The organism is Corynebacterium pseudotuberculosis (assembly GCF_002155265.1).
Classification (GTDB): domain Bacteria; phylum Actinomycetota; class Actinomycetes; order Mycobacteriales; family Mycobacteriaceae; genus Corynebacterium; species Corynebacterium pseudotuberculosis.
Genome location: NZ_CP021251.1, coordinates 1,385,740 through 1,397,810 on the forward strand (window position 1 = coordinate 1,385,740; position 12,071 = coordinate 1,397,810).

Genomic DNA, 12,071 nt, shown 5'->3' on the forward strand with positions numbered 1-12,071 from the left:
GAAAAGAAATATTTTTGGTTGGTTAGCCGAAAATATGAAGTTTATTTGATAGTGAAAAAGTGAATTCTAGAGGTCTCAGTCCATTCTTATTAAATGTGGAAATATCTCTGTTATGGCTGGAATAAATGACTTTTTCAAGGATAGGGCAATGACTTTCTCTTACCTGATTATTAATTTTTAAATGTGGTAGGGGCTAATGATGTTGTGCCTCACATGGCAGGATTACGTGAGATTACGTCACTGCCGGTACGATTCGCCACATGGAAAGTGTGCAGACGTTTGTCACTGACGTCATCAATGACAACTATTGGAAGATCATCCCGTTCCTTCTCATCGCTGCAGGAATCTACTTTGCTGTTCGTACATTGGTCGTTCAAATTCGAATGATTCCAGATATGTTCCGAGCAGTTGCGGAGAAACAAGGCACACCTGAGTCCCGCACAGATGAACAAGGTATTTCTGCTTTTAAGGCTTTCACTATCTCTGCTGCTTCGCGTGTAGGGACCGGCAACGTTGCTGGAGTTGCTGTAGCAATCACCCTAGGCGGCCCTGGTGCTGTTTTTTGGATGTGGATGATTGCACTCTTGGGGGGCGCAACCGCTTTTGTGGAATCAACCCTGGCGCAGCTTTGGAAAACCAAAACTGCGGATGGCACCTATCGTGGGGGTCCGGCTTATTACATGACTCGAGGCATGAACGCACGATGGTTAGCCGTTATTTTTGGCATAGCCATCACGATTACTTATGGCTTTGTCTATAACTCGATCCAGGCAAACTCTATTGTCGAAGCAACTGGTGCTTCTTTTGACTCGTCGACGATGACTTTTAAAATCATCGTTGGGCTGATCCTGGCGGTTGTGACTGGTGTAATCATCTTTGGTGGCGTTCATAGAATCGCAAACTTTACCCAGATAATCGTTCCTGTTATGGCGTTGGCTTATCTGTCTATCGGTGTTCTTGTTCTGTTGCTCAATATAGAAAAAATTCCCGGAATGTTCGCCAGCATTCTGGAGCATGCTTTGGGATTCAAAGAGATCGCAGGAGCAACAGTGGGAGCGGCGTTTATGAACGGTATGCGTCGGGGATTGTTTTCTAACGAGGCCGGCCAAGGTTCTGCCCCGAACGCCGCTGGAACAGCCAACGTCTCTCATCCCGTGAAACAAGGTTTGGTGCAGACTCTGGGCGTGTATTTTGACACAATCTTGGTGTGCTCGATTACCGCCTTCATTATTCTGTTGGGAAACCCGACTTTCGGCGATAATGTTCAGGGGGCTACTTTGACGCAGTCGGCTCTTTCCGGTGAAGTTGGTGCATGGGGAACTCACTTTGTCACCGTCATCTTGTTCTTCCTGGCGTTTTCCTCGGTGATCGGTAACACTTTCTTAGCTCAATCCAACATTGAGTACTTCACAGACTCTAAAGCCGTAATGACTACTTTCCGCATTATCGTGATGGCGTGTGTCTTTGGTGGGGCCATCGGTCCGCTGCCGTTAGTCTGGGCTTTGGGCGATACATTTGCAGCGACAATGGTAGTAATCAACTTGATTGCCATTATTCCGCTGGGTGGAGTTGCCGTGAAGCTCTTAAAAAATTACAACCAGCAAAAAGCAAAGGGTTTCGATCCTGTCTTCCATCGTGACATGCTCCCTGAACTCAAAAATGTAGAGTGCTGGGATGGTACTGACCCGGTTACCCGGCGCGATCATAAGGTCGTGCGTGAAGTGTAATATGGAAGGCTAGAGAAAAGCCCTGTCTCCTTGTAGATCCTGTCAAAGAAAACAACAAGGAAGCAGGGCTCTTGTCGTTTTAAGTGTGCATGACGTTGAAGAGAGGCGTCGCCACGCTTTATAAAGGATCTTGAGCGTGGTGGAGAAAACCTATGAAAGGTCGATATGGAAAATCGTGAATCTAGGGAAGCCGCTAGACAGCCTGAGCAGGTTCGTCTTACGGCTTGGGTCCACGGTCATGTACAAGGAGTGGGATTTAGATGGTGGACATATACTCAAGCAATGGAACGAGGGCTAGCTGGTTCGGCTACTAATCTTGTAGACGGCCGGGTATGCGTTGTTGCAGAAGGGGACGTTGAAGCATGCGAGAGCTTGCTGCGTGCTCTTAAGCATCCTGACATAGAAGGTAGGCCTGGAACAGTATCTACAGTGGTGGAACGCTGGTCTGAAGCCAAAGCTGTGCGGGGTTTTGTTACTCGTTAAAACAGTATTAGGTACTGGCTTGTCGCGATTCCTCTACCCAAAGGTTTGCTAGACTGCCTTGGGTGTATTTGAAGTCGCTCACGCTTAGAGGATTTAAGTCTTTCGCCTCTGCGACGACCCTAAAATTTGAGCCAGGAATTTGCGCAGTGGTAGGTCCTAACGGATCTGGAAAATCCAATGTTGTGGATGCCCTTGCTTGGGTTATGGGGGAGCAAGGTGCAAAGAACCTGCGTGGTGGCAAGATGGAAGATGTTATCTTTGCCGGGGCGGGGGAGCGCAAACCACTTGGTCGAGCGGAAGTCACACTCACCATTGATAATAGTGATGGTGCTTTGCCTATTGAATATCGTGAAGTTTCTGTTACGCGTCGTATGTTCCGTGACGGGGCCAGTGAATACGAGATTAACGGTAGCCGAGCTCGACTCATGGATATTCAGGAGCTGCTCTCAGATTCCAGCATCGGCCGGGAAATGCACGTTATTGTTGGGCAAGGACGACTTGCGCAAATACTCGAATCACGTCCTGAGGATCGGCGGGCTTTCATAGAAGAGGCCGCAGGAGTATTAAAACATCGGCGTCGAAAAGAAAAAGCGCAACGCAAGCTCGTTGGCATGCAAGCAAATCTAGATCGTCTTAATGACCTCACGGCAGAGCTGCGTCGGCAGCTTAAACCGTTGGCACGTCAAGCAGAAGCCGCTCAACGTGCCGCTACTGTTCAAGCAGATGTAAGAGACGCTAGGTTACGGCTTGCAGGACACCGCGTAGTGGAGTTACAAAAAGAACTTAATTCTGCAGAATCCCAGGCCCGGGTGTTATTGGAAAAAGTTGAGATAGTCACCGAGCAACTTGAAGAAGCGATTGCGCAGCAAGCTGAGGTAGATGATTTATTGGCGGAGGCAACGCCGCACGCAGAAAGCGCACAGCAGTTGTGGTTCGAGCTCTCTGCATTGGCGGAGCGAGTAGCAGCGACGCAAAGAATTGCTTCTGACCGAGCTTCTTCTATACAAGAAGTTCCATATTCTGGCCCAGACCCAGATTTGTTAGAAAACAAAGCTGAGCGGGCAGACAGGGAATATCAAGAACTGGCGGAGTCCGCAGAGATAGCGAGGGAGCGGTTAGAGGCTATTTTAGAAGAGGTGCTGCAGCTTGAAGAGGTCTCTTCTGCAGCAGAGCAAGAACACCTGGCACAGGTTCGAGCTATTGCTGATAAACGCGAGGGAGTAGTCAGGTTACTTGCTTTGGAGGAATCCCAACGAAAGCAAGTTGAGTTAGCACAATCGGAAGTCTCTCGCTTAAATGAAACATCTCAGGATTCTTCTCGGCGTTTACGTGAGTTGGTAAACGAGAAAACTACTGTAGACGAGTCAGTCTCTCAATTACACGCAGAAATGTCTCCGCTCAACGAGCTATACAGGCAGACAACTACCGAGTCTGAGACTTCCGAAAAGCGGCTTGAACAGCTCCGAGTGCAACGTAGCTCTATAGATAAATTAGTCTCTCGGTTGGAATCGCGTATTGAGACGCTAACAGCAACCATGCAGGTACCGACTAAGGAGAATGCGCTAGCTGGACTAGATGAATGTGTTCCGATCGGGTCGAAAATCCGTCCACACCCGGGGGCAGAGAAGGCAGTTTCTGCTGCTTTGGGACGTTTCACTGAGGCGTTAGCTGCAGTAGCTTTTCCTACAGAGGTTCTGAATAACATCGACACCAATTCAGTTGCACGAACCATTGTGGTTACTAGCGCAGGATCCGATGATTGGCGCATGGATGCCGATCTACCTTCTGGTGCGTCATGGTTACTGGATCATATAGATATGGACAGAGATATCCACGGTGCTATCACACGAGTGCTTGCGGACGTGGTGTGGGTGCCAAATATCGGAACCGGACAAACGCTGATAGACCAAGACCCACGGCTGCGTGTAGTCACGTCTGAGGGCACCATGCTGGGACAAGGCTGGGCCGAGTTAGGCTCTGGTGGCTATAGTTCAGTGGAGGCCGCGTCTCATATAAGTGCTGCTGAATCTGAGCTTGCTGTAGCCCGCGCCCAGTTAGAAGAGCTATCTGGTGCCTTGGAAGGCGCTCAACATGCTGCTGCGGAAGCCCGCGTTGCGGCTGCACGCGCCACGGCGGCTTTAAAGGATCACCAACATCGAATTTCTGAGGCTGAAAAGGATAGCTTCAGATTGCAACAGCAGCAAGATGTCCTTGAACAGCAACATCGGCAAGCTACTGAGCAATGCACAAAAGCCGAATCTCGAATGAACCGGCTCCAGGAAGAATGGGAGGAGATAAAGGATCGGCTGGATAGAGCATCGGACGATGACGTTCCAGAAGAACCTTCCAGCGTGGCGCGGGATCAAGCTGCTTCGGCTTTGGCGCACACCAAGTCGATGGAGATGGAAGCACGACTGAACCTTAGGGTAGCCGAGGAACGCGCGGAGAACGCTCAGGGCAAAGGAGAGGGGTTGCGTCGACAAGCTACCTACGAGCGTCAAGCAAAAATCCGCCATGAACAGGCCATGGAACTTCGGCTACAAAAGTCGCGTTTGGCAGCTACTGTTGCAGAGGGCGCGGATACACTTGCTCAGCGAGTATCCAGAGCATTGGATAAGGCAGCTACGGAAAAGAGCCTAGCTATTGCGGAACGCACGCGTTTGGCAGCACAGTCCGCTAATGCAAAAGATACGGTTAACGCTCTGCAAAACCAGCTGAACCGACTTAGCGATACTGCCCATGCCTCGGAAATTGCTCAAAGCCAGTCACAAGTACGTTTAGAAGAAGCACAAGAAAAACTAGTAGAGCAACTTGGTGTTCCCATAAAAGATTTGTTGCGTGATTACACGCCGGAATCTGATTTTGATGTGAATGCAGAACGTGCGCGTTTGAAGCAGGCGGAAAAAGACCTCAGTGCACTCGGCAAGGTAAATCCTTTAGCCCTGGAGGAATTCAAGGCATTAGAAGAACGGTATGATTTTCTGTCTAACCAGCTTGCTGATGTAGAATAGGCGAGGCAAGACCTCGGGGGTGTGATCGAGGACGTAGATGCGAAAATACTGCAGCTTTTTACTGATGCATGGCGTGACGTAGAAGCTGAGTTTCCAAAGGTTTTTACAACTTTGTTCCCCGGTGGGGAAGGACGTCTTATTTTGACTGAGCCTGAGGACATGCTGGCTACGGGGATTGAAGTGGAAGCTCGTCCCCCGGGAAAGAAAGTAAAACGGTTGTCCCTGCTCTCTGGTGGAGAGAAATCGCTGACTGCGCTGGCAATGTTGGTTGCTATTTTCCGTGCTCGACCCAGTCCGTTTTATGTGATGGATGAAGTAGAAGCAGCACTCGATGACGTTAACCTTCGGCGTTTGATCGCCCTGTTCGAAGAGCTGCGGAAGGATTCTCAGCTCATCGTTATTACGCATCAGAAACCAACAATGGACGTAGCTAACGTGCTTTATGGCGTGACAATGCGTGGCGACGGTATAACGCGTGTGATTTCTCAGCGTATGAGCCCAGATGCGCTAGCAGTTGTACAAGGGGAGTCTTAGAAACAAAGCATGGGAAAACCTCCCTCTAAAGTTAAGGTGGGCTGCGCGTATTCCTTGACAGCGCTCCTTGGATTAGTGTGCTGCAATTTGTGAGTATTCAGGGTGCCGTGACGGTTAGGCATTAAGCCTTTGTGCAGGGTATCCTCGATCCTTTGCATCTAATTTGTATCTAAAACCTTGAAGAAAGAGGACACATGAGCGAGTCAGTTCATCCGATCGCAGATCTTACGGATTCACTGCTAGGTTGGGCCTCGCAAACAGAATTAGAACTCGCTCAGCGGCTTCAATCTGAGACGCTTGTGATCAACGTTGATTTACGTGACGATGAACTTGAAAGAATCGAACGGCTGTACGGTATATTTCTTACCCGCCAGCTTGTTGCTGGAGCAGATCTGAATGCACTATTGGGGGTTAGTCCGGCTCTAACCGTTACCACCCTGGTTGGATGGGCACGTCGCGTTGTCAACACTGATAACTTTATTGCTGAATATTTTGGTGGCTTGGGGCTGTCACCAGAGTCGCAAGAGGTGGTCGGGGGAGTTGATGTTGCGCAGGTACTTTTTCAGGTAGTGCCGGCAGCTTTCTCGTCTCTTGGCGTTTATGCGGTGCCAGTCGGAGATTTTACTGAACTCGTTAAGCTATTGTGCGTCCATGCCGGCATCGTAAATAACGAGGTTCCCGAGCTTCTTGAGCTTTTTGATGCTCACGAGGTAACCACTGCAAAAGAAGTTACAGAAATAATCGTTGGCTCCGCAGCGCCACGGCTGTTTGCCCACGCGCTTGAGATTGCTCCTGCAGAAGCTACCAGGATTTTGACGGGTATTACCGCACTGCGAGACTTTGCTATCGAGCACACAAATTCTTGGTTTGATCGCTCCTACGCGTGTTGCGAACCGCAGCTTCCATCTCCTATCGCAGCAGCTGTGCGCGCGGAACTTCGTGAACGTCCAGTGGGAACTTTGGACCGTGAAGGTGCAGTGGGCGTGGCAAACCGTGAGCTACGTCCGCGAATTTTGCTTGATGTTTCCCGCAAGAAAGTTTGTTTGCGTCTTCCGGAACAACGCGTGCCAATGCTGGAAGACGGAAGTTTTGGGGAGGTCAACTGGCGAGTTAGTATCGACGGAACCACAAAGGTCTACCGCACAGGGTGCGCATGGGGGGAAGTCTCCGGCCTGTCGCAACAACTGGATGTCACTATCTCCCATCCTGTCCGTGAAATCACCGTCCAAGACGTAACCAATGGAATTACGTGGAACGTGCCGGTCGTGGATAATGACGATCCAGCCGTGATCTTTACATCACGCGGTACTAACGTTACGGATAAAGTTTCGCTGCATCGCCATAATCTTCTTGTCTTAGCCCCCGCCGATGTCACTTTGATGGACGTGGTTAGTGATCATGAGATCTATGAATCTGACTCTTTCACCGTAGAAGGCTGGGAGGGGTGGTTGTGCCACGATCTAGACGTAAACACCGTGGCTTCCATTGCTACCGTGGCCCCTGGTGCCAACCCCAGTATGGATCGGGTGCGTAGCGTTGATCCTCGCCAACGTGTGATTTTCAGATCGCCTGATCACGCAATTGATTATTTGACTAGCTCCGGTGGGCTTCCTATTTATGCCGAGTCGCTTGTTGCAGATTTTCCTCCCACTCCATCTGGGCAAACAGAAACTTGGTACCTGACTATCTCCTCATTTGGTGGCGTCGGTTCTGCGGGTGAAGAGGTCGCACCGCCGGAGCCCCTGGAAGTCCCCGCTGAGGGCGGTGCTTTTGCCGTTTTCGACCCTGAGCTATATGACGCACCATGGGTTGGTGAATATCTTGTGCGTTTGCGCGGTCCTCGAAATGAAAGCTTTAGGCACGAATACGCAATCGTTGAGGGAGCGCACGCAAATATCAACGTCATCGGCGCGTGCCGTTCTTTCCGCATTCCTTCTGGCGGCGGTTTATCAGAAACAGTACTTACCCTGCGCCCAGGTGATAAGGAATTTATCGTTGAACCATCTGATGTTGTGGTGCGGGCACTGGAACCAGCAGCCAACGTGGTCGTATCCACGGAGGAGGGGGACCAGCTTCCGCTTCGCTTCAGCCCGCCGAGTCTCGCTTTTGAGTTTCCGCTGCTTACGGAACCTCCGATGTGGAGAGCAAGCCGCTTAACCCTTCGCCCGCGCGATATCGATATACGCGGTACCTTGCGCATCCGCGGTCGGGGTGAGCTTGGCGATCCCAAGATTACTGTGCGCAATCACCATGGCGCTCCAGTGAAAACCGCGCGTTTACGTAGTAATGATAGCGGTCTCACTTACGTCACCCCCATGGCAACTATTGTTAGCTCTACCAGTATGTTGTCATCCGGGCGTGTGGATTTTGAATGGACAGATCCTGTAAGTGATCGGCGTGTTTCTGTTGCACTGGCAGATATTCATTCTTCCGATGCAGAAGAATTAAGCCTGGTTGATGAGACCATTGTGGTTTCTGGTGGCGGGGATCGTCCTTTGGGGGTCTGGGTATGGCCTGCTACGGCGCCTTGGGCCCCGGCACGGGCTCTTCCTGTTACCGAGGGATCCGTGAAGCTGCCAAGTTCACTTGTAAACGCCGGCAATCTTATTGCTCAGGTACATACGGTGGATCGTTTTATGACCCTCATCGCGCCGGTGTCTCCTGGAGAAAATGCGGTTGTTCTTGAGCAACCTGGTCACTTTGAGGGGAGTGATCCCGCGTTAGGGGCTTTGTCAGCGTTTTTGGCCGGGGAAACTGAGGAAGTGTCGGCGTCGGAAAGCATCATGCCAGTGCTCTGGGATATGGTGACCACGGGTGTAGCCTCGGGAGAATCCGCTAAGTCTGTGCGCAAAGTGTTTAGTAGCAATCCGAGTGCTGCTCTGACGGGTCTTTCGGAATCGCTTGTTCCCGCTGGTAAGCAACCAGGACGCGTGGTAGAAAGCGGATTGGTGCGCGCTAGGTTTGAAGCAGGAGTAGGAACTCATCACCGGGCACCGTGGATCGGTGTGTTAGAGCTGTTGGGATCCTTGGACGCAATGACAGGAGCAGACGGAAAACCGCTAGAGTTGCCCACTCAGGACTCTAACGAGACGTCTGCGACGGATGAAGACTTAGCAGCTGCTGTACTAGTCGGAGAAGCCCAGCCAAAGACTCATACAGGTCGAAAGAAAATCAGTGACGGTATAGCTGCAAAGCGAGAAATTCTTGCCAACATCAAAGATATTGCTGGTGATAACGTTGTCAGCATTCTGAAGACTGGACGAGACACTACGCTGGATACAGCGTGCATTGATAAATCGACAGTAGCGATTGCAAGTATGGCTAAAGCACAGCAAGCAGCGCTCCTGGAAATGTTCTTTTCACGCTCACAAATCGTTCCCGGATCCCTTATGGATGACGGAACACGTTTGCTTGCGGTCTTTGAAACTTTTAATAAACGCACCGAATTACGTGAGCTATTAAGCAACGAGGGGTTAATTAAGTCGGCGGTAACGTTGCTTCGTACTCTGCGTAGCACTAACAAGACTCTCTATTCAATGGCGAGAATCCGCTTTGACAAGCTCGATGGTGTAGACACCGATGCGCATGAGAACTTGTGGGCGCTGACGCCGGTGGTTTCCCTAGTCTTGGCTTTGGCCGCTCGAATGCACGCTCATGGTCTGGTGTCTTCTAATAAAACACTTGATGCAGCCACGCCTGGTTGGGCAAAGCTTGCCGACGTCGTGCCGGATCTTGTCACCGGAGACCTGATAGCTGCAGACGCTATCATCCTGGCGTTGGCTAAACCTGGGATCGCTTAATCCTGAGCTAATCGGGCAGCGTGTTAGAACTCCGTAAGGCGTGGCAGGAACCTACGTCCTACGGAGTTTTATATTGCTGATTAAGTGGCTGTGAGAGGATATAGAGACCACAGAGGTGTAAAACCCACAAGAATTTGCAACTATTAGAGGTATGTCAACTCCTGTGCTAATCGGCATCCTTATTGTCATCCTTGTTCTCATCGCGGTTATTGCTATTGGCATTAGCCGGAAGCGATCTAAGACCATTAGTTTTGATCGCAGTGATCAGGACGAAACAAAACAACTCACACAGCAAGAACGCTCTGGAAACTATCAAGCTCAAGGCGGTTTCAACTTTTCCGCTGGCCAGGCGGCTTCCTCAGCTCCCGGAGAAAAACTTCCTGTGACTCCGCCGGCTTCTGTACCTGCTGAAGCGCCTTCGGAGAACACCTTCTCAGAGGAAGCAGTAGCAGCATCAGGAACAGAAAAAACTGATGTGCATCTCAATGAATCGGAGCTACTCGATCCAGTGTCTGATTCAGAAATGCCGGTAGCTCATCACGCAGAATCCGAGTCGGATGCAGATTCTGCTACTAAAAGTGCTGCTGAGGAACAAGAGAGATTTGAACGGCAGCAAGAAGCAGAAAAACAGGCGAAGCATATTGAAGAAAACTTTAAGGAGCTTGAAGAATTCCACGAGGCGCCAGTAGCCGACTCGATAAAAGAGTCTGTCGCGCACGTTGAAGACCAAGATCAAGAGATCAAGCTAGAAGAAGATGCACATGAAGCAGCTGCTGCAGCCAGTGCTGCCGCAGCTGGTGCGGAGCAGGCATTACAAGAGATCACCGAGAAGTCCGAGGAAAGTGCTGATAGGGCAGAAGACGCTAAAGCGCAACCCCAAGAGGACATAGCTCCGGCAGCTGGACGCATTGGACGGCTCCGCGGCCGACTGTCGCGATCCCAGAATGTTTTTGGGAAGTCCGTTTTGGGCATGCTTTCTGCAGGTGAACTTGATGAAGACGCTTGGGAGGACATTGAAGCACAATTGATCCAAGCTGATCTGGGAGTGGCTATCACGACAAAAGTGGTAGATGACTTGCGCGAAATGATCGCGGAGCGGGGCGTGGCTAGTGAAGCCGAAGCACGTGCGATGCTCAAAGAATGTTTAATCCGTGCATGCAAACCCGAGCTTGACCGTTCTATTAAGGCGATACCTTATGAGGGCAAACCTGCTGTGGTCTTGGTAGTGGGAGTAAATGGTACTGGTAAAACTACAACGACAGGCAAGCTTGCGCGTGTGCTAGTAGCTATGGGGCACTCAGTGGTCTTAGGTGCTGCAGATACTTTCCGCGCCGCGGCGGCTGATCAGCTTGAAACGTGGGGACGTCGAGTCGGCGCACGTACAATTCGAGGTGCTGAAGGAGCTGACCCTGCCTCGGTTGCTTTTGATGCGGTTGCAGAGGGAGTTAAAATCGGTGCTGATGTGGTTCTTGTAGATACCGCAGGTCGCCTTCACAACTCAAGTAACTTGATGGATCAGTTGGGGAAGGTCAAGCGGGTAGTGGAAAAGAAGGCTGTGGTTGATGAGGTTCTTCTCGTTCTTGATGCAACCACAGGCCAGAACGGACTTACCCAGGCACGAACTTTCCGTGAGGTTGTGAACATTACGGGTGTAGTTTTGACCAAATTAGACGGCACTGCCAAGGGCGGTATTGTCTTCCAGGTTCAAGAAGACCTTGGGGTTCCCGTCAAATTGGTCGGACTGGGAGAAGGTGCCGATGACCTGGCGCCCTTTGAAGTAGAGGGATTTGTTGACGCGTTGCTTGGTTAAAAAAACAAGCTAAAACCCCTTGTGTGTGAGTGTAAGAGAATGCTCATCCACAAGGGGTTTTGTGTGCCTCCTGGTTATACGTTGTCGGAGGCGATCTCTAACATTTATTCAGTACAGGGGGAGATAACACAATGAGGTGATAATACAGAGTGGATAGCAGCACTTAATCAGTGCAAGCAGCATTGATTGCTCCAGACTGGCTAGACTAGAAAATCGGAAGATTAATATCACTGAGGTTAAGGACGAGTCAGTGTAGAACAATGCGGAACCGTCGTTATCCTTTAGTTGCAGTTGTATGAATAAAATGAGGAGATCTCTCAATGAAGCTCGTTACTGCCATTGTTAAGCCTTTTACGCTGACAGACATTAAGGATGCTCTGGGGCAAGTGGGGGTGCACGGCATGACAGTTACAGAGACCCAAGGTTTTGGCCAACAAAAAGGGCATACAGAGGTTTATCGTGGCGCTGAGTATGCCGTGGACTTTATACCAAAGGTCAAGATTGAAATCGTTATTGATGATGAACTTCTAGATGACGTAGTGCGCGCAGTTGTTGATTCGGCACACACGGGAAAAATCGGCGACGGTAAAGTGTGGGTCACCCCTGTCGACGATCTGATTCGTGTTCGTACAGGTGAGCGCGGTTCTGATGCAGTCTAAGTGCAGTTATTCAGCGCAATAGTCGAGGGGTTTTCAGTTGCTGGGGT

5 protein-coding genes and 1 pseudogene are annotated in these 12,071 nt (G+C 50.5%); all 6 read left to right on the top strand.

Annotated features, from left to right (window positions below; genetic code table 11):
• Positions 1-260: 260 nt before the first annotated feature.
• A complete protein-coding gene (locus tag CpATCC19410_RS06495) occupies positions 261-1,727 on the top strand; it encodes an alanine/glycine:cation symporter family protein (protein WP_013242193.1) in 1,467 nt (488 codons plus the stop codon).
• Positions 1,728-1,892: 165 nt separating this feature from the next.
• Positions 1,893-2,210 (top strand): acylphosphatase, encoded by a 318-nt coding sequence (locus CpATCC19410_RS06500; protein WP_013242192.1) that lies wholly within the window; start codon positions 1,893-1,895, stop codon positions 2,208-2,210.
• 62 nt (positions 2,211-2,272) lie between these two features.
• A pseudogene (gene smc, locus CpATCC19410_RS06505) lies at positions 2,273-5,755 on the top strand (chromosome segregation protein SMC).
• A 194-nt stretch (positions 5,756-5,949) separates the two neighbouring features.
• Positions 5,950-9,555 (top strand): hypothetical protein, encoded by a 3,606-nt coding sequence (locus CpATCC19410_RS06510; RefSeq protein ID WP_014522431.1) that lies wholly within the window; start codon positions 5,950-5,952, stop codon positions 9,553-9,555.
• A gap of 163 nt (positions 9,556-9,718) precedes the next feature.
• Positions 9,719-11,365, top strand: a complete 1,647-nt coding sequence (gene ftsY, locus CpATCC19410_RS06515; protein ID WP_013242188.1) for a signal recognition particle-docking protein FtsY — start codon at positions 9,719-9,721, stop codon at positions 11,363-11,365.
• Positions 11,366-11,685: 320 nt separating this feature from the next.
• A complete protein-coding gene (locus CpATCC19410_RS06520) occupies positions 11,686-12,024 on the top strand; it encodes a P-II family nitrogen regulator (RefSeq protein ID WP_013242187.1) in 339 nt (112 codons plus the stop codon).
• The last annotated feature ends 47 nt before the right edge of the window (positions 12,025-12,071 follow it).